Raw genomic sequence first — 17,521 nt, 5'->3', positions numbered from 1 at the left:
TCTCCGCAATTAATAAGTACGAATCTTCGGCGGGAACGCCGGACGCAGTTTCGGTTCCATATTGACGCTTCGGCGCGTCATGGATTCCGTTTGCGGTTGATACAGGGTATGACACAACCAGTTGGCATCATCTCGCTCCGGGAAATCGAAGCGGCTATGCGCGCCGCGGCTTTCCGTCCGGAAGTTGGCTGATACGGCAGTGGCGTAGGCAGTTTCCATCAGGTTATCCAGCTCCAGACACTCAACACGCTGGGTATTAAACTCGCTGGACGTGTCATCCAGACGGGCGTTTTTCAGACGCTCGCGGATCACTTTCAACTGCTCAAGCCCTTTCGCCATCGCGTCGCCTTCACGGAATACGGAGAAGTTATGCTGCATACACTCCTGCAACGCTTTGCGGATAGCCACCGGATCTTCGCCATTGCGGTTATTGTTCCAGCGATTCAGGCGCTCCAGAGAACCTTCAACGTCAGACTCGCTGGCGTCGCGCAGCACGCCCTGCTCGGCGATGGATTCCTGTAAATGCAGCCCCGCAGCACGGCCAAAGACCACCAGATCCAGCAGTGAGTTACCGCCCAGACGGTTGGCGCCGTGAACCGATACACAGGCGATTTCGCCTACCGCAAACAGCCCCGGAATCACCACGTCTTCGCCCTGCTCGTTCACGGTCAGCGCCTGACCGGTCACTTTAGTCGGAATACCGCCCATCATGTAGTGGCAGGTCGGGATAACCGGAATCGGCTCTTTCACCGGGTCAACGTGGGCGAAAGTACGGGACAGTTCCAGGATACCCGGCAGGCGAGATTCCAGCACCTCTTTACCCAGATGATCCAGTTTCAGTTTAGCGTGCGGCCCCCACGGACCATCGCAGCCGCGACCTTCACGGATTTCGATCATGATGGAACGCGCCACCACGTCACGACCCGCCAGGTCTTTGGCGTTCGGCGCATAACGCTCCATAAAGCGCTCGCCGTGTTTGTTCAGCAGGTAACCGCCTTCGCCGCGGCAGCCTTCTGTCACCAGCACGCCCGCCCCGGCGATACCGGTCGGGTGGAACTGCCACATTTCCATGTCCTGCACCGGGACACCGGCACGCAGCGCCATACCGACACCATCACCAGTATTGATGTGAGCGTTGGTGGTGGACTGGTAGATACGGCCTGCGCCGCCGGTCGCCAGCACCGTCGCGCGGGCTTTGAAGTACACCACTTCACCGGTTTCGATGCACAGTGCGGTACACCCCACCACCGCGCCATCCTGGTTTTTCACCAGATCCAGCGCATACCATTCGGAGAAAATCGTGGTGTGGTTTTTCAAATTCTGTTGATACAGCGTATGTAGCAAGGCGTGACCGGTACGGTCAGCCGCTGCCGCGGTACGTGCCGCCTGCTCGCCGCCAAAGTTTTTCGACTGGCCGCCGAACGGGCGCTGATAGATACGTCCATCATCAAGACGGGAGAACGGTAGCCCCATGTGCTCCAGTTCCAGAATCGCTTCCGGTCCGGTCTTACACATATATTCGATGGCATCCTGGTCACCAATGTAGTCCGACCCTTTTACGGTGTCGTACATGTGCCATTCCCAGTTATCTTCATGGGTATTGCCGAGCGCCACGGTGATACCGCCCTGCGCGGAAACGGTATGGGAACGGGTCGGGAAGACTTTCGAGAGCAGCGCACAGGTTTGGCCGCTTTGGGAAATTTGCAGCGCCGCGCGCATACCTGCGCCACCGGCACCAATCACAACAGCATCAAATTCTCTGACTGGCAGTTTCATTACACACCCCACACCACAACAAATCCATAGATGACGTAAACCACCAGCGCAACAACAATAACGAGTTGCAGTATCAGACGCACTGCCAGTGGTTTAACGTAGTCGGTTAACACCTGCCACATGCCGATCCAGGCATGAATCAAGATGGAAAAAAGCGCCAGCAGGGTGAAGACTTTGGTGAAGGCCGATGAGAAGAAACCGGTCCAGGCTTCAAAGGTCAGTTCGCCGCTCGTGGCGAAAAAACCCACCATGTAGATGATGTATAACGTCAGAACGATAGCGGTAGCACGGACCAGGATGAAGTCATGTACGCCATTGCGTCCTAATGCGGAGGCGTTGCTTACCATACGAGGACTCCTGCGAGAAGTGAAAGCACGACAGTGATAACAAAAGAGATTTTGGCAGAGCGTTGACCCGCTTCGAATGTTTCTTCCAGATAGCCAAAATCCATTAACATGTGACGAATTCCCACGATGACGTGATACGCCAGCGCGGTAAGGATGCCCCACATGATAAATTTAACGATGAAGCCGTCCATGATATCGGCGGCCTGCTGGAATCCTTCCGGAGAAGAGAGGCTGGTGCCCAGTAGCCACAGTAGTATGCCGACGGCGATGAAAGTAATCACACCGGATACGCGATGGAGAATGGACGCTATCGCTGTGATGGGGAACCGAATCGTTTGTAGATCCAGATTGACAGGTCTTTGTTTTTTCACATTTCTTATCATGAATAACGCCCACATGCTGTTCTTATTATTCCCTTAAGACTTCGGTTACAGAGGTGAATCTACCTGTAGCCAGAAAGACGACGGGATTTCCTTCCTCCGGTCTGCGTGCGGGTCAGACAGCGTCCTTTCTATAACTGCGCGTCATGTAAAACACTGCTTCCAGTAGCTAAAACGACACGTTACAACGCTGGGTGGCTCGGGATTGCAGGGTATTCCGGAGACCTGGCGGCAGTATAGGACGTTCACAAAATCATTACAATTAACCTACATATAGTTTGTCAGGTTTTATCCTGAACAGTGACACAGGTCACGATAACAACATTTTTTTAATTTTCAATCATCTGATTTGACAAACATTAAACAAAATTGTTACAAACGACACCAGAAAAAGCATATAATGCGTAAAAGTTATGGGGTCACTCTTTCACCTGTTAATAAGTTATGCAACAGTACAATGATATTGACCCATTCTTTCAGGACAGTTATTAGTGATAGACAGGTTACATTACTCGGATTGCTACGTTCCTGATTTGCTGCTAATTCGAAATTAATCAAGCCGTTACCTGCAAGCGCCCATTGCTCTGTACCCAGGTCATCCCCTCTTTCACAGAGCGGCGAGCCAAATAACAAACTGGTAACGGTTGATTGATGCATACACAGAATCTTCCCTGCACTAACGACGAGGAAGATGACGTGGAGAAGGCAAGTCTGAGTTCCGGCAGTCTTAAGCAATAAGGCGCTAAGGAGACCGTAAATGGCTGATACAAAGGCAAAAATCACCCTTACTGGTGACACTGCTATTGAACTGGATGTGCTAAAAGGTACACTCGGTCAAGATGTTATTGATATTCGTAGTCTCGGTTCAAAAGGAGTTTTTACTTTTGACCCTGGTTTCACCTCTACCGCATCCTGCGAATCTAAAATCACCTTCATCGACGGCGACGAAGGCATTTTGTTGCATCGCGGTTTCCCGATTGACCAGCTTGCTACCGATTCCAACTATCTGGAAGTCTGTTACATCCTGCTGTACGGCGAAAAACCGACGCAGGAAGAGTATGACGAGTTCAGAACGACAGTCACCCGCCATACGATGATCCATGAGCAAATCACTCGCCTGTTCCATGCTTTCCGTCGCGACTCACATCCGATGGCGGTAATGTGCGGGATCACTGGCGCGCTGGCAGCGTTCTACCACGACTCGCTGGATGTGAACAATCCGCGCCACCGTGAAATTGCGGCGTTCCGCCTGCTGTCCAAAATGCCGACCATGGCGGCGATGTGTTACAAATACTCAATCGGTCAGCCGTTTGTTTATCCGCGCAACGACCTTTCCTACGCCGGTAACTTCCTGAACATGATGTTCTCCACGCCGTGTGAAACCTATGAAGTGAATCCGGTACTGGAGCGCGCGATGGATCGTATTCTGATCCTGCACGCTGACCATGAGCAGAACGCCTCTACGTCAACGGTACGTACCGCAGGTTCAAGCGGCGCCAACCCGTTCGCCTGCATTGCCGCCGGGATCGCCTCCCTGTGGGGACCCGCGCACGGCGGCGCCAACGAAGCCGCGCTGAAAATGCTGGAAGAAATCAGCTCTGTTAAACACATTCCGGAATTTGTTCGTCGTGCGAAAGACAAGAATGATTCTTTCCGCCTGATGGGCTTCGGTCACCGTGTTTACAAAAACTACGATCCGCGCGCTACCGTGATGCGTGAAACCTGCCACGAAGTGCTGAAAGAACTGGGTACCAAAGACGATCTACTGGAAGTGGCCATGGAGCTTGAGCACATTGCGCTAAACGACCCGTACTTCATCGAGAAGAAACTGTACCCGAACGTAGACTTCTACTCCGGCATCATTCTGAAAGCGATGGGCATTCCGTCCTCCATGTTCACCGTGATCTTCGCCATGGCGCGTACCGTCGGCTGGATTGCACACTGGAATGAAATGCACACTGACGGCATGAAAATCGCCCGTCCTCGTCAGCTGTATACCGGCTACGATAAACGCGATTTTAAATCGGCGCTGAAGCGTTAATTGACAACCGGATGGCGACGCAACCCTCGCCATCCGGTACATTTTCCCTTTTTCTTATCCTCATTATTTTATTCTTATCCCGTTACTCTCTATGATTAATTAAGGTTTCGCTAAATATCATTCAGGGAGCATGGAATGCCGATTCTGCAGTGGTTTTTGTTGTTCCTGTTATCGCTGCTCATTTCCCTTATTTTTCTCTATCTGCACCTTCCGGCGGCGATGCTGCTCGGTCCAATGATTGCGGGTATCGTGTTGAGTTTGCGAGGTAGTACGCTACAACTTCCGCGCGGTATTTTTCTCGCCGCGCAGGCAATTCTCGGCTGTATGATCGCCCAAAATCTAACCGGTTCGATATTGACCACCCTCGCCCTCTACTGGCCGGTCGTGCTTTTAGTGTTGCTGGTGACGCTGCTTTCCAGCGCGGTAGTCGGCTGGCTGCTGGTACGTTACAGCTCGCTGCCCGGCAACACCGGCGCATGGGGGTCTTCGCCGGGCGGCGCGGCGGCAATGGTAGCGATGGCGCAAGATTACGGGGCGGATATCCGCCTGGTGGCGTTTATGCAGTATCTACGGGTACTGTTTGTGGCTGGCGCGGCGGTGCTGGTGACACGCCTGATACTCGGCGACAGCGCGGCAACGGTCAGCCAACAGGTGGTCTGGTTTCCGCCGCTTAGCGGTAATGTATTGACGACGCTGTTATTAGCGATCGTGGCGGGCATTGCCGGTCGCCTGGTGCGTATCCCTTCCGGCACGATGCTGCTCCCCATGTTGGCGGGCGCGCTTCTCCATTCGCAAGGCATCATTGAGATTGAAATACCCGAATGGCTGCTGGCCGTGGCGTATATGGCGATAGGCTGGCGTATTGGGCTGGGTTTTGACAGACAGGTGTTTTTTATGGCGCTGCGGCCATTGCCGCAAATCTTATTGTCAATTTTCGCGCTGATGGCGATTTGCGCCGCGATGGCGTGGGGAATGGCTTACTACATGCAGATTGATTTTATGACGGCTTATCTCGCCACCAGTCCCGGTGGTCTGGATACGGTTGCCGCGATCGCGGCAGGAAGCAGTGCCGATATGGCGCTCATCATGGCAATGCAAACCCTACGGCTGTTCAGCATTCTGTTAACTGGGCCAGCAGTGGCCCGTTTTATATCAACCTATGCGCCCAGACAACCTCTGTAGGACTGATAAGCGTCGCGCCATCAGGCAATAGCTGCTCGCCGATGGCGGTTCCGGCTATTTCTGGCAATGCGGGCACCAGTAAAACGGGCGTGAGGACAGTGTTGTCTTTTCAATAATGCCGCCACACCGCTCGCACGCTTCGCCGTCACGGTGGAAAACCTTAAAGCGAAACAGTGCGCCATGATGCTTGTTTTCATCCGCCTGACCGCGAGTCGTGTAGGACAGGCGCGGAATATCCAACAGCGCGTGAGAAAGCGTATTCAGTTGCGCCTCGTTGAGATCTTTCGCTTTATGCTGTCCGGTTAACCCTACCTGCCAGAGGATTTCAACGCGCAGATAATTCCCCAATCCCGCCAGAAAGGCCTGATCCAGCAACAGTCCGGAAAATTGTCGGTTGCGAAAACGCGGCGACAGCAATCGAGCTTTAACCTCTTCCGGAGTGAGACGCGCGTCCAGCACATCCGGACCGACTCGCTGTAAAAAGGGGTGCGTCGTGAGCTGCTCTGCTGTCAGCATTTCGATATCAGACGCGCTATAAAGCAGAATAGTTTTATCCGCCGTTTGTAGCCTGACGCGCAATATACGCGTGGTCTGCGGTATTTCACCGGTGTCGATCACCCGCCATACGCCATAGAGTTGGTTGTGGCTGTAGAGCGTCAGGCCATTTGAAAAGTGGGTCAATAACGCTTTTCCCCGCGTCTCTATCCGGGTAACAAGTTGACCGGTAAGCTGCGATTCATACGGTTTTAACTGTGCAAAGGCGAACCAGACATCGGTTAAGGGTTTGCCTTTGATTGCCGCCTCCAGATTATCCGCCGCACGACGAATTTCCGGGCCTTCAGGCATGATAATATCCTTTGTTAACAGTTGATTAATGGACTACACCGCCTCTGACTATCTGGAATGCACATCGAACGCCATAATGAACATCCACAGCCGTAATATAATAACTTCAATCGTCGGGCTCTCAGGCAATAACGTGTATATTACGCGCATTGAACGCGGCGCGTAACCTGCGAGCGAATGCAAGCGCATACTCGCCGTCGCCATGAATGCACACCGTTTGCGCCGTGACAGTCGTCCACACGCCAGTAACGCTTTTCACTCTCCCGGCTTGTACCATATCCAGCGTTTGCGCCAGCGCCTGCTCTTCGTCGTGAATCAGCGCGCCAGGTTGCATGCGCGGCACCAGGCTACCGTCGGCCTGATAGCCGCGATCGGCAAACACCTCCTGCCGCGTCACCAGGCGATGGCGCTCACCGGCCCGGATCAGCTCACTTCCCGCCAGTCCAACCAGTATCAGTGACGGATCATAGTCGTGTACCGCTTTCGCAATCGCCTGTGCCAGATGAGGATCTTTCGCCGCCTGGTTATAGAGCATACCGTGCGGTTTGACATGGCGCATCACGCCGCCTTGCGCCTGGACAATCGCCCCCAGCGCGCCGATTTGGTACAGCGTCTGGGCGTATACCGTTTCCGGCGGCAAAACCATCGCCGTCCGCCCAAAATTATCCCGATCCGGAAAGCTGGGATGCGCGCCGATCGCCACGCCGTTTTTCAGCGCCTCGCGCACGCAGGTCAGCATGGTTTGCGCATCACCGGCGTGAAAACCACAGGCGATATTGGCGGAGGAGACCAGCGTTAATAATTCGTTGTCGCTGGCGCAACCTTCGCCCAAATCCGCATTTAAATCAATGTTCATGCTGAAGTCGCCAGGTAAGCTGCTCCAGATAGCGCTGACGCTCGCGGCGCGCGTTGAGCGCCTCTTCCAGCGAACATTGCACAAAATGGATCGGTTGCCCTAGCGGGATCTGCGCCAGATGGTACATATCTGCCTCGATGATGCAGGCAATACGCGGATAGCCGCCAGTTGTCTGGGCATCATTCATTAGCACAATAGGTTGACCGTTGTAAGGCACCTGTACGACACCGGGCAGCAAACCGTGCGACAGCAGTTCGCGATCCGTTGTCCGCGTTAACGATTGTCCCTGCAAACGATAGCCCATGCGATTACTTTGCGGACTGAGCTGCCACGGCGAACGCCAGAACGCTTCTTGCGAGGCGCGATCGAACTCACGGTATTCCGGCCCCGGTAGCGCACGGATGCGATTCCCCCACAGTAACTGCTTCACGCCCTGCGGCCCGCTAAACTGTCGCGATGGTTTACCCGTCGCCAGCCGATCGCCATCTTTTAGCAGCCGTCCTTCCAGCCCACCGATGCCGGACTTCAGATCGGTACTACACGATCCCATCACCTCCGGCACAGCAATACCGCCCGCCACCGCCAGATAGCTACGCATCCCGTGAAGCGGTCGATGCAGCGTAAGACGCTGACCCGCTTTTACCGGCAATCGCCAGCCTGTCCAGACCGGTTGATCATCCAACTGCGCCTCGCAGCCTGCGCCGGTAAGAGCGAACCAGGTCTCATTTTCAAATTCGATAACCAGTTGACCGAGAGTGATTTCCAGCGCCGGGGCATTCGCATCGTTCCCGACCAGGAGATTAGCGGTCTGAAAGGCGGGTTTATCCAGCGCACCGCAGTGACTCAGCCCCGACTGACGAAAGCCGTGACGCCCGCTATCCTGCACGGAGGTGTAAATCCCCGCGCGAATAATATTCAGCATATTCCCTCCTTTTGCGGCACAAAGCGTACGCTATCGCCAGGGCGTAGCAGAACCGGGGGCTCTCGCATTGGATCGAATAACTTCAACGGCGTGAGGCCGATCAGCTGCCAGCCGCCCGGCGTGGATAATGGATAAATCCCCGTCTGCGCGCCGCCGATGCCGACAGAACCGGCCGGAACCTGCAGGCGCGGCTCCGCACGTCTGGGCATATGGAGCGGTTCTGGTAAATTCCCAAGATAGGGAAAGCCAGGCTGAAAGCCTAAAAACCAGACGACATATTCAACGGAGGCATGTAGCTCCACGACCTGCTTTTCACTCAAACCGCTGTGCCGTGCCACCGCCGCCAGATCCGGCCCGCCTGCGCCGCCATAGATCACCGGGATCTCAACCGAACGCGAGTCCGGCTCCAGCGCCTCGCTCTCTTCCCACCAGCGCTGCAGACGCTCAATCGCATCCAGCGCCAGGGTTTGCGGTTCCCGCAAGATCACGGTGATATTGTTCATTCCGGGAATGGCTTCCACCACGTTCGGCATATCGACCAGACGCTGCGTCAGACGCCAGATGCGTTTCTGGCTCGCCAGCGTAATCGGCGGTTCAAGTTCCAGGACGACTGCCGTTTCGCCTAACAGATAACAACGCGCTCGCTGCACTTTATTACCTCTCAGTTATGCCGGGTTAGGGATATCAATAAACGTCACATCCAACGCCGTGTTTTCGTTCAACCATTCGCTCAGGGCGCGAATACCGCCGCGTTCAGTGGCATGGTGCCCGGCGGCATAAAAATGCAGCCCCTGTTCGCGCGCGGAATGAATGGTCTGTTCAGACACCTCGCCGGTAATGAAAGCATCCACGCCGAAGCGGGCGGCGCTATCAATAAAACTTTGCCCGCCGCCGGTACACCAGGCGACACGCTGCACATTCTCTGGCCCGGTATCGCCGCACCATAGCGGTTTACGCCCCAGACGCGCTTCAATCCATGAGGCCAGTTCCAGCCCTGGCACCGGCATTGAGAGCTCTCCCCACGGCACCAGCGGCTCAATTTCTCCTTTCACGGTAATGCCCAATAGCGCCGCCAACTGCGCATTGTTGCCCAGCTCAGGGTGCGCATCCAGCGGCAGATGCCAACCGTAAAGGTTAATATCATTTGCCAGTAACGTTTTTAAGCGACGGCGTTTCATGCCGCGAATAACCGGAGACTCGCCTTTCCAGAAGTAACCATGATGAACAATGACCGCATCGGCCTGCAAACGCACCGCCTCATCGAGCAGCGCCTGACTTGCGGTCACGCCGGTAACGATTTTCTGTACCGTCTCTTTTCCTTCGACCTGTAAACCATTCGGCGCATAATCGCTTATTGCCGCACTGTTCAGCTTGTCGTTAATCAGTTGTTCCAGCTCGGTGTTTTTCATCATCGCTCCCTTTAACCCACGTTCTACTTTCCCGTTACGGGTTCAGTCTCCGTTAACATAGCCTCCCGTTGGCCGTTCGTCGATAAACATTTGTTTGACACATCAAGAAACAATCACCCCCGGGTTTGGCGCAAATTACTTAGCAAAACACGATCGGTTTCATGTATATTTATGCAATCAGAACGCATATTGCAGAAAAAATCAGTTCTGTATCATGTTGGTAACTTTAAGGAAACACGGCGATACGGCAGGCTTAATAAGCCCACAAAGAAAGGCATTATCTGAGAATGCCGCGTTCTTGCCGCAGCGTCTCTATCCCGGAAATACGATGAATAAACAAGCATCTCAACCCCGCGCTATTTACTACGTTGTCGCCCTGCAAATTTGGGAGTACTTCAGCTTTTATGGTATGCGCGCCCTACTGATTCTTTATCTCACCAATCAGCTAAAATACGACGATAACCACGCCTATGAGTTATTCAGCGCTTATTGTTCGCTGGTCTACGTAACGCCGATTCTTGGCGGCTATCTGGCGGATAAGGTGCTTGGCAACCGAATGGCAGTCATGCTGGGCGCATTTTTAATGGCTATAGGTCATTTAGTGCTGGGCGCCAGTGAGATCGCGCCGACATTCCTTTATCTGTCGCTGGCGATCATTGTCTGCGGCTACGGCCTGTTTAAATCGAATATTAGCTGCCTGCTGGGCGAACTGTACCAGCCGGAAGATCCGCGCCGCGATGGCGGGTTCTCGCTGCTTTACGCAGCGGGTAATATTGGTTCGATCGTGGCGCCTATCGCCTGCGGCTATGTGCAAGAGGAGTACAGTTGGGCGATGGGCTTTGCGCTCGCCGCCATTGGTATGCTGGCAGGGTTAGTGATCTTCCTGTGTGGAAATCGTCATTTCACCCACACTACCGGCGTGAATAAAGCCGTGTTGTGCGCCAGAAACTACCTGCTGCCGAACTGGGGCTGGCTGTTAATTCTGCTGGTAGCGGCGCCGTTGCTGATTACCGTTCTGTTCTGGAAAGAATGGTCTGTCTATGCCTTAATCGTGGCGACCGCGATCGGCCTGGTCGTGCTGGCAAAAATTTATCGTCAGGCGCAAACGGCCAAACAGCGCAAAGAACTGGGGCTGATTGTCACCCTGACCCTGTTCAGTATGCTGTTCTGGGCGTTTGCCCAGCAGGGCGGTAGCTCTATCAGCCTGTATATCGACCGCTTTGTGAACCGCGATATTCTGGGCTATTCCGTTCCTACCGCCATGTTCCAGTCGGTGAACGCCTTTGCCGTGATGCTGTGTGGGGTCGTCCTGGCCTGGCTGGTTAAAGAGAGCGTAAGCGGTAATCGCACCGTGCGTATCTGGGGCAAATTCGCGCTGGGTCTCGGTCTGATGAGCGCCGGATTCTGTATTTTGACCCTGAGCGCACGCTGGTCCGCCGCTTACGGACACTCTTCAATGCCGCTAATGGTGCTGGGACTGGCGGTGATGGGCTTTGCCGAGCTGTTTATCGACCCGGTCGCCATGTCGCAAATTACGCGCATTGATATCCCCGGCGTCACCGGCGTATTAACCGGAATTTATATGCTGCTGTCCGGCGCGATAGCTAACTATCTGGCAGGCGTCATCGCTGACCAGACCTCGCAAAGCGCCTTCGACGCCAGCGGCGCGGTTAATTACGCCATCAACGCCTATGTGGATGTTTTTGAACAGATCACCTGGGGCGCGCTAGCCTGCGTAGGGGTTGTCCTGCTGATTTGGCTGTATCAGTCCTTCAAATTCAAAAGCCGCGCGCTGGCCGTCGAATCCTGATAGCAGAAGGCCCGGTAGTTTGCGCTACCGGGCCTGTATCACGCCCCTTTTCTCGCCGCCTCATAGGCGGAAAGCGTCGCGATTCTCGCCTGTTTGTGTTCAACAATGGGCCGAGGATAATCAAGCACGACTCCCGCTTTTTCCGCCCACCGCCACGGCTCGTGAATCGCTTTTCCAGGGATATCGCGTAATGCCGGTAGCCACTGGCGGATAAATTCGCCGTCGCGATCGAACCTCTCTCCCTGAGTCGTGGGATTAAAAATACGAAAATAAGGCGCGGCGTCAGTACCGGTTGAGGCGGCCCACTGCCAGCCGCCATTATTGGCGGCAAGATCGCCGTCAATAAGCTGCGACATGAAATAGCGCTCCCCCAACCGCCAGTCAATCAGCAGATCTTTTACCAGAAAGCTGGCGGTAATCATGCGTAAACGGTTATGCATCCAGCCCGTCGCGTTAAGCTGGCGCATCGCCGCATCGACAATGGGATAACCGGTTTCGCCTTTCTGCCATGCCTGAAAATAGTGCGGGTTCTCCTGCCACGCGACGCGTTTTGTCCAGCGGATAAACGGCTGGTGTTTGCATAATGCCGGATACCAGGTCATTAAATGACGGTAAAATTCCCGCCAGATGAGCTCATTCAACCAGACGCTTCCCGGTCCGCCGTCCAGCGCCTGCGGCTGCTCCGCCAGTAATCGGTGCAGGCACTGTCGCGGCGACAGGCCGCCCGTCGCCAGGCTGGCGGAAAGCCGACTGGTGCCTTCAACCGCAGGGAAATCCCGCTGTGACTCATACCCGTCTGCGCCCTGCGCGCAAAACTGACGTAGCTGCGCGATAACCGCGTTTTCTTCCACCGGGAAAAGCGCGGCGTCAAACGCCTGTTGCGGGTAGTTAAGCGAGACTGGCGTTAAGGGTGTAGAAAGCGCGCCGCTCACCCGGATCTTCGGGGCCGGAACGCATGGCGGAATATCCTCTTTTAGCCGTTTCAACCAGGCGTTTTTAAACGGCGTAAAAACTTTATACATTTCATGATTGCCGGTCATCACCGCGCCGGGCGCCAGAATCACGCTATCGTCAAAGCCTTCGCAGATGACAGAGGGCAGCGTTTTTTCCACCGCCGCATCACGCTGACGCTCGTTAAACTCATACTGATAGTTATAAAACAGATGGCTGACGTCATGCTGTCGGCAAACGTTTTTGACCGTTTCAATACTGGCGTTAAAATCCGCCACTTCATGAAACAGCAGCGGAATGCCTTTCTCTGCAAGGGCCGCCTGTAGCGCATTGAGCTGCGCGCTGATGAATGCCGCCTGCCGCGGCGCCATATCATGGGCCTGCCACTGCGCGGGGGTGGAAATATAAAGCGCCAGCACCCGCGCGGATGCATCGCGGCAGGCGGCGGCCAGCGCAAGGTTATCCTGTAAACGCAGATCGCGCCTGAACCAGACTAAATGGGTGGGCATACAACTCCTGAAAGATGAAACGTCACGGCGAATAGCGTTAAACAGTGTAGACCCTGGCGCATAAAAAAACCGCCAGCGTGGCGGCTGACGGTTTTTCAGGCTGGTCGCGATTAATAAAAGTCGCAGGTGGCTTTTTCAGCCTGCGCCATCCATACCGGTTTATCACTGGTTTTCGACCAGACACGGTGCAGATAACTATAAAAACGCGCGCGGTCTTTCCAGAAGAGCATCACCGGCAGCGCCAGCACGCCTGCGGTCACCGCGAAAGCACGACGGGCAAAAATGACATGCGCCGGATAGTCTTTATAGTGTTCCATACGTTTCCCCCCTTTATACCGACGCTACCCGCCCCGGTATAGATTGAATCGGTGAATAGCACCGAAAAATTGAACCTCGTTACCTGATTAAAATAGTACCGCTTTCGGTGTAATTTTACTACTCATCCGACCACTTATTTTCACGCTTTTCCAGCAGATTTACATTCAAAGCGTAAATTAGTTACAAAAAGGTTAAATTAATACTAATCATTAGTTAAATAATGGTCTTTGCCATTTTTATACTTTTTTTACACTCCGCCCGCCAATTTTTGCGAAATCTTTGCAGCCAAAAAATTACCTTTCTCAGGAGTAAAACAATGCCACTGGAGGTGCTCTGTGAGTGCAGGCGTGATAACCGGCATCGTGCTGGTTTTCTTACTTTTAGGTTATCTGGTCTATGCCCTGATTAATGCGGAGGCGTTCTGATGGCCGCGCAAGGATTTTTACTGATCGCCAGTTTTTTACTGATTTTATTAGTACTGGCGAAACCGTTGGGTTCGGGCCTGGCAAGGCTCATCGCCGCCGTTCCGTTGCCGGGCGTGGCTGGCATTGAGCGTATCCTCTGGCGGACTCTTGGCATTACCGACCATGAAATGAACTGGCGTCAGTATTTACTGGCGCTACTGACGCTCAATCTGCTGGGACTGGGCATCCTGTTTTGCCTGCTATTCTGGCAGGAGTGGTTGCCCTTAAATCCGCAGCGGCTACCGGGTCTGTCCTGGGATCTGGCGCTGAATACCGCCGTCAGCTTTGTCACCAATACCAACTGGCAAGCCTACAGCGGCGAAAGCACGCTGAGCTACTTTAGCCAGATGACCGGGCTGACGGTGCAAAATTTCCTGTCGGCGGCGACCGGGATTGCGGTGGTTTTTGCGCTTATCCGCGCCTTTACGCGCCAGAATGTGCACACGCTGGGTAATGCCTGGCAAGATCTGGTACGCATTACGCTATGGATATTATTTCCTGTCGCGTTAATTATCGCGCTGTTTTTTATCCAACAGGGCGTACCGCAAAACCTGTCGGCTTATCAGCCCATCACCACTCTTGAAGGCGCTAAACAACTCTTGCCGATGGGGCCGGTTGCTTCGCAGGAGGCGATCAAAATGCTTGGCACCAACGGCGGCGGTTTCTTTAACGCCAACTCTTCGCATCCGTTCGAAAATCCCACCGCGCTCACTAATCTGGCGCAGATGCTGGCGATATTTTTGATTCCAGCCGCGCTCTGTTTCGCCTTTGGCGAAGCGGCGGGCGATCGCCGTCAGGGACGCGCGCTACTGTGGGCGATGTCATGCATTTTTGTGGTCTGCGTAGCGGTAGTGATGTGGGCGGAAGTTCAGGGAAATCCACATCTGTTGGCGGCAGGCGCGGACAGTAGCGTCAACATGGAGGGTAAAGAAACACGCTTTGGCGTGCTGGCCAGCAGCCTGTTTGCCGTCGTCACGACCGCGGCGTCCTGCGGGGCGGTAAATGCCATGCACGACTCGTTTACCGCTCTGGGCGGTATGGTGCCGATGTGGCTGATGCAAATTGGCGAAGTGGTCTTTGGCGGCGTCGGTTCAGGGCTGTACGGCATGTTGCTGTTTGTCCTGCTGGCGGTGTTTATCGCGGGGCTGATGATCGGTCGCACGCCGGAGTATCTGGGGAAAAAAATCGACGTGCGCGAAATGAAAATGACCGCGCTGGCGATTCTGGTCACGCCGATGTTGGTCTTGTTGGGTTCGGCGCTGGCGATGATGACGGATGCCGGACGCAGCGCAATGCTGAACCCTGGCCCGCACGGTTTTAGCGAAGTGCTATATGCCGTCTCCTCTGCCGCCAACAATAACGGTAGCGCCTTTGCGGGTCTGAGCGCTAACTCGCCTTTCTGGAACTGTTTGCTGGCGTTCTGCATGTTCGTCGGACGTTTCGGCGTGATTATTCCTGTCATGGCCATCGCCGGATCGCTGGTCAGTAAAAAAGTACAGCCGGCCAGTCAGGGAACGCTGGCGACCCACGGCGCGCTATTTATTGGACTGCTTATCGGCACGGTACTGCTGGTCGGCGCGCTGACATTTATTCCTGCCCTGGCGCTTGGCCCGGTAGCGGAACATTTCTCTTTACCTTGAGCGATGCGGAGTACATTGATATGAGTCGCAAGCAACTGGCGCTGTTTGAACCTGTTTTACTCGTACAGGCGCTAACGGATGCCGTAAAAAAATTAAGCCCACGCGCCCAGTGGCGTAACCCGGTGATGTTTGTGGTCTGGGCCGGCAGCGTGCTAACCACTCTGTTAACGCTCGCTATGGTAACAGGACAAATAACGGGAAGCGCCTTGTTTACAGGGGTGATCAGCCTGTGGTTATGGTTCACCGTACTGTTCGCCAATTTTGCCGAAGCGCTGGCGGAAGGCCGCAGCAAAGCCCAGGCAAACAGTCTGAAAGGAGTGAAAAAGACCGCGTTCGCTCGCCGCCTGCGCGCCCCTCGCCATGATGCGCAAGCTGATAACGTGCCCGCCGCTGAACTGCGGAAAGGCGACATTGTCCTGGTCAAAGCGGGCGATATTATTCCCTGCGATGGCGAGGTCATCGAAGGCGGCGCCTCGGTGGATGAAAGTGCGATTACCGGCGAATCCGCGCCCGTGATCCGTGAGTCCGGCGGCGATTTCGCCTCTGTCACCGGCGGCACGCGAATTCTTTCCGACTGGCTGGTGATTGCCTGTAGCGTCAATCCTGGCGAAACCTTTCTTGACCGGATGATCGCGATGGTGGAAGGCGCACAGCGGCGGAAAACGCCTAACGAGATTGCCCTGACGATTTTGCTCATTGCCCTGACCATTGTCTTTTTGCTGGCGACCGCCACCCTGTGGCCCTTCTCCGCCTGGGGCGGTAACGCGGTCAGCGTCACCGTGTTGGTGGCGTTGCTGGTGTGCCTGATCCCCACCACCATCGGCGGGCTACTCTCCGCCATTGGCGTAGCCGGAATGAGCCGAATGTTGGGCGCGAACGTCATCGCCACCAGCGGCCGCGCCGTAGAAGCCGCGGGCGATGTCGACGTGTTACTGCTGGATAAAACCGGCACTATCACGCTCGGCAATCGCCAGGCGTCCGATTTTATTCCCGCCCGAGGGGTGGACGAACGCACGCTGGCTGACGCCGCGCAGCTCGCTTCGCTGGCCGACGAAACGCCGGAAGGCCGCAGCATTGTGATCCTCGCCAAACAGCGCTTTAACCTGCGTGAACGCGATGTGCAGTCGCTTCATGCCACCTTTGTTCCGTTTACCGCGCAAAGCCGCATGAGCGGAATTAATATCGATAACCGGATGATCCGTAAAGGCTCGGTGGACGCGATTCGGCGTCATGTCGAGAGCAATGGCGGCCATTTTCCCGCCGATGTCGAGCAAAACGTCGAGAACGTGGCGCGTCTTGGCGCGACGCCGCTGGTGGTCGTGGAAGGCGCGCGCGTACTGGGTGTTATCGCCCTCAAGGATATCGTTAAAGGCGGTATTAAAGAACGTTTCGCTCAGCTACGAAAGATGGGCATTAAAACGGTGATGATCACTGGCGATAACCGCCTGACGGCGGCAGCGATTGCCGCCGAAGCCGGTGTGGACGATTTTCTTGCCGAAGCCACGCCGGAAGCCAAGCTGGCGCTGATCCGTCAATATCAGGCGGAAGGACGGCTGGTCGCCATGACCGGCGACGGCACTAACGATGCCCCGGCGCTGGCGCAGGCTGACGTCGCGGTGGCGATGAACTCCGGCACCCAGGCGGCGAAAGAAGCCGGTAATATGGTGGATCTGGACTCTAACCCGACCAAGTTGATTGAAGTGGTGCATATCGGTAAGCAGATGCTGATGACGCGCGGCTCGCTCACCACTTTCAGTATCGCGAATGATGTAGCGAAATATTTCGCCATTATTCCCGCCGCGTTTGCCGCTACCTATCCGCAGCTAAACGCGCTCAACGTGATGGGGCTACATTCGCCGAACTCCGCCATTCTGAGCGCGGTGATCTTTAACGCCCTGATTATTATTTTTCTGATCCCGCTGGCATTAAAAGGCGTGAGTTATAAGCCGCTTTCCGCATCGGCCATGCTGCGCCGTAATTTATGGATCTATGGTCTGGGTGGTCTGGTGGTGCCGTTTATTGGCATCAAAGTGATTGATGTGCTGCTGACCCTGCTGGGTCTGGCATGAG

17 protein-coding genes are annotated in these 17,521 nt (G+C 54.9%); 6 read left to right on the top strand and 11 right to left on the bottom strand.

The window, feature by feature from the left end:
• Nucleotides 1–9: 9 nt before the first annotated feature.
• From sdhA to ACLD4F_RS20920, 4 genes are all read right to left on the bottom strand, one after another.
• A complete protein-coding gene (gene sdhA, locus ACLD4F_RS20935) occupies nt 10–1,776 on the bottom strand; it encodes a succinate dehydrogenase flavoprotein subunit (protein WP_000775561.1) in 1,767 nt (588 codons plus the stop codon).
• Nucleotides 1,776–2,123, bottom strand: coding sequence for a succinate dehydrogenase membrane anchor subunit (sdhD, locus tag ACLD4F_RS20930; protein ID WP_000254356.1), 348 nt, complete (start codon nt 2,121–2,123; stop codon nt 1,776–1,778). The genes sdhA and sdhD overlap by 1 nt, the downstream gene beginning before the upstream one ends.
• On the bottom strand, nt 2,117–2,521 hold the full coding sequence (gene sdhC / locus ACLD4F_RS20925; RefSeq protein ID WP_000263340.1) for a succinate dehydrogenase cytochrome b556 subunit: 405 nt from the start codon (nt 2,519–2,521) through the stop codon (nt 2,117–2,119). Before sdhC ends, sdhD begins: the two co-directional genes overlap by 7 nt.
• A gap of 393 nt (nt 2,522–2,914) precedes the next feature.
• Complete coding sequence (locus ACLD4F_RS20920) at nt 2,915–3,160, bottom strand: hypothetical protein (RefSeq protein ID WP_001539488.1); 246 nt, start codon at nt 3,158–3,160, stop codon at nt 2,915–2,917.
• A 100-nt stretch (nt 3,161–3,260) separates the two neighbouring features.
• On the opposite strand from ACLD4F_RS20920, the gene ACLD4F_RS20915 reads away from it, so the two are divergent.
• Nucleotides 3,261–4,544, top strand: a complete 1,284-nt coding sequence (locus ACLD4F_RS20915) for a citrate synthase (RefSeq protein ID WP_000785811.1) — start codon at nt 3,261–3,263, stop codon at nt 4,542–4,544.
• Between the two features lie 135 nt (nt 4,545–4,679).
• Complete coding sequence (locus tag ACLD4F_RS20910; RefSeq protein ID WP_411011014.1) at nt 4,680–5,726, top strand: AbrB family transcriptional regulator; 1,047 nt, start codon at nt 4,680–4,682, stop codon at nt 5,724–5,726.
• A gap of 54 nt (nt 5,727–5,780) precedes the next feature.
• On the opposite strand, the gene nei is transcribed toward ACLD4F_RS20910, so the two are convergent.
• The 5 genes from nei to ybgI form a co-directional block, all read right to left on the bottom strand.
• Nucleotides 5,781–6,572 carry an endonuclease VIII gene (gene nei / locus ACLD4F_RS20905; RefSeq protein ID WP_020839475.1) on the bottom strand — a complete coding sequence of 264 codons (792 nt, stop codon included), beginning with the start codon at nt 6,570–6,572 and terminating at the stop codon, nt 5,781–5,783.
• A 121-nt stretch (nt 6,573–6,693) separates the two neighbouring features.
• Nucleotides 6,694–7,428 (bottom strand): 5-oxoprolinase subunit PxpA, encoded by a 735-nt coding sequence (pxpA, locus tag ACLD4F_RS20900; protein ID WP_023218325.1) that lies wholly within the window; start codon nt 7,426–7,428, stop codon nt 6,694–6,696.
• Nucleotides 7,418–8,350: a 5-oxoprolinase subunit PxpC gene (pxpC, locus tag ACLD4F_RS20895; protein ID WP_080108224.1), complete on the bottom strand. Its 933-nt coding sequence runs from the start codon at nt 8,348–8,350 to the stop codon at nt 7,418–7,420. Before pxpC ends, pxpA begins: the two co-directional genes overlap by 11 nt.
• Nucleotides 8,344–9,000, bottom strand: a complete 657-nt coding sequence (pxpB, locus tag ACLD4F_RS20890; protein WP_001188371.1) for a 5-oxoprolinase subunit PxpB — start codon at nt 8,998–9,000, stop codon at nt 8,344–8,346. The genes pxpC and pxpB overlap by 7 nt, the downstream gene beginning before the upstream one ends.
• Nucleotides 9,001–9,015: 15 nt before the next feature.
• Nucleotides 9,016–9,759: a radiation resistance protein YbgI gene (ybgI, locus tag ACLD4F_RS20885; RefSeq protein ID WP_000798844.1), complete on the bottom strand. Its 744-nt coding sequence runs from the start codon at nt 9,757–9,759 to the stop codon at nt 9,016–9,018.
• Nucleotides 9,760–10,087: 328 nt separating this feature from the next.
• Between ybgI and ACLD4F_RS20880 the strand changes: the two genes are divergently transcribed.
• Nucleotides 10,088–11,569: an MFS transporter gene (locus ACLD4F_RS20880; RefSeq protein WP_001041123.1), complete on the top strand. Its 1,482-nt coding sequence runs from the start codon at nt 10,088–10,090 to the stop codon at nt 11,567–11,569.
• Between the two features lie 38 nt (nt 11,570–11,607).
• On the opposite strand, the gene phrB is transcribed toward ACLD4F_RS20880, so the two are convergent.
• Nucleotides 11,608–13,029 (bottom strand): deoxyribodipyrimidine photo-lyase, encoded by a 1,422-nt coding sequence (phrB, locus tag ACLD4F_RS20875; protein ID WP_064012877.1) that lies wholly within the window; start codon nt 13,027–13,029, stop codon nt 11,608–11,610.
• A gap of 110 nt (nt 13,030–13,139) precedes the next feature.
• A complete protein-coding gene (locus ACLD4F_RS20870) occupies nt 13,140–13,346 on the bottom strand; it encodes a YbfA family protein (RefSeq protein ID WP_000401435.1) in 207 nt (68 codons plus the stop codon).
• 336 nt (nt 13,347–13,682) lie between these two features.
• Here ACLD4F_RS20870 and kdpF point away from each other — a divergent pair, with 336 nt between their 5' ends.
• The 3 genes from kdpF to kdpB are packed head-to-tail and all read left to right on the top strand — an operon-like array spanning nt 13,683 to nt 17,520.
• Nucleotides 13,683–13,772 carry a K(+)-transporting ATPase subunit F gene (kdpF, locus tag ACLD4F_RS20865; protein WP_001670793.1) on the top strand — a complete coding sequence of 30 codons (90 nt, stop codon included), beginning with the start codon at nt 13,683–13,685 and terminating at the stop codon, nt 13,770–13,772.
• Nucleotides 13,772–15,451: a potassium-transporting ATPase subunit KdpA gene (gene kdpA / locus ACLD4F_RS20860; RefSeq protein ID WP_411011013.1), complete on the top strand. Its 1,680-nt coding sequence runs from the start codon at nt 13,772–13,774 to the stop codon at nt 15,449–15,451. Before kdpF ends, kdpA begins: the two co-directional genes overlap by 1 nt.
• Before the next feature lie 20 nt (nt 15,452–15,471).
• Nucleotides 15,472–17,520, top strand: coding sequence for a potassium-transporting ATPase subunit KdpB (gene kdpB / locus ACLD4F_RS20855; RefSeq protein ID WP_000088039.1), 2,049 nt, complete (start codon nt 15,472–15,474; stop codon nt 17,518–17,520).
• The last annotated feature ends 1 nt before the right edge of the window (nt 17,521 follow it).

It is taken from the genome of Salmonella sp. 741265050_HSA, assembly GCF_046569445.1.
In the GTDB taxonomy this organism is placed as follows: Bacteria; Pseudomonadota; Gammaproteobacteria; order Enterobacterales; family Enterobacteriaceae; genus Salmonella; species Salmonella enterica.
This window is presented reverse-complemented; position numbering and strand designations above follow the sequence as displayed.

Coding starts and splice junctions, on each gene's coding strand:
- sdhA (WP_000775561.1), bottom strand. CDS start 1,776: ATGAAACTGCCAGTCAGAGAATTTGATGCTGTTGTGATTGGTGCCGGT.
- sdhD (WP_000254356.1), bottom strand. CDS start 2,123: ATGGTAAGCAACGCCTCCGCATTAGGACGCAATGGCGTACATGACTTC.
- sdhC (WP_000263340.1), bottom strand. CDS start 2,521: ATGTGGGCGTTATTCATGATAAGAAATGTGAAAAAACAAAGACCTGTC.
- ACLD4F_RS20920 (WP_001539488.1), bottom strand. CDS start 3,160: ATGCATCAATCAACCGTTACCAGTTTGTTATTTGGCTCGCCGCTCTGT.
- ACLD4F_RS20915 (WP_000785811.1), top strand. CDS start 3,261: ATGGCTGATACAAAGGCAAAAATCACCCTTACTGGTGACACTGCTATT.
- ACLD4F_RS20910 (WP_411011014.1), top strand. CDS start 4,680: ATGCCGATTCTGCAGTGGTTTTTGTTGTTCCTGTTATCGCTGCTCATT.
- nei (WP_020839475.1), bottom strand. CDS start 6,572: ATGCCTGAAGGCCCGGAAATTCGTCGTGCGGCGGATAATCTGGAGGCG.
- pxpA (WP_023218325.1), bottom strand. CDS start 7,428: ATGAACATTGATTTAAATGCGGATTTGGGCGAAGGTTGCGCCAGCGAC.
- pxpC (WP_080108224.1), bottom strand. CDS start 8,350: ATGCTGAATATTATTCGCGCGGGGATTTACACCTCCGTGCAGGATAGC.
- ybgI (WP_000798844.1), bottom strand. CDS start 9,759: ATGAAAAACACCGAGCTGGAACAACTGATTAACGACAAGCTGAACAGT.
- ACLD4F_RS20880 (WP_001041123.1), top strand. CDS start 10,088: ATGAATAAACAAGCATCTCAACCCCGCGCTATTTACTACGTTGTCGCC.
- phrB (WP_064012877.1), bottom strand. CDS start 13,029: ATGCCCACCCATTTAGTCTGGTTCAGGCGCGATCTGCGTTTACAGGAT.
- ACLD4F_RS20870 (WP_000401435.1), bottom strand. CDS start 13,346: ATGGAACACTATAAAGACTATCCGGCGCATGTCATTTTTGCCCGTCGT.
- kdpA (WP_411011013.1), top strand. CDS start 13,772: ATGGCCGCGCAAGGATTTTTACTGATCGCCAGTTTTTTACTGATTTTA.
- kdpB (WP_000088039.1), top strand. CDS start 15,472: ATGAGTCGCAAGCAACTGGCGCTGTTTGAACCTGTTTTACTCGTACAG.